This window comes from Kingella pumchi (genome assembly GCF_022288825.1).
Lineage (GTDB): Bacteria > Pseudomonadota > Gammaproteobacteria > Burkholderiales > Neisseriaceae > Kingella_D > Kingella_D pumchi.
Genome location: NZ_JAKOOW010000031.1, coordinates 2,119 through 2,492 on the forward strand (window position 1 = coordinate 2,119; position 374 = coordinate 2,492).

Annotated in this window: 1 protein-coding gene; it reads right to left on the bottom strand. The window is 58.6% G+C overall.

The window, feature by feature from the left end:
* On the bottom strand, window positions 1-374 hold a 374-nt coding region (locus MB824_RS08500; protein ID WP_238748032.1), incomplete at both ends, for a hemagglutinin repeat-containing protein.

Here is a 374-nt window from a genome sequence, read left to right on the forward strand (position 1 = left end):
CTCCTGTTCGACAGTGTCCTGCGGGCTTTCGATATAAAGGGTGCCGCCGACTTCAGCGTCGATGCGTTTTGCATGGGCTTGGGCACCGTTCAGCACGGTATTGCCCTTGCTGCTGAGCTGCAGTTTGTCGGACTGCAATAGGGTGTTTTGATGGCTTTGGCTGTCCGAACGGTTTTTACCTTTGCCGTAGGCCGCTTCGGCATAGATATAGACACCGGTTTGGGCACCAACGGAAACCCCGACGCCGACCTGTACGCCGGCATTGCGGTTTTTGCCGTCCTGATGTTGGCTGTCTTGGGCGGACTGCAGCCGGATGTCGCGCGCGGAATCGAGGCGGATGGTGTCGCCCGCAGTAATGTTGCTGCCTTGGACGG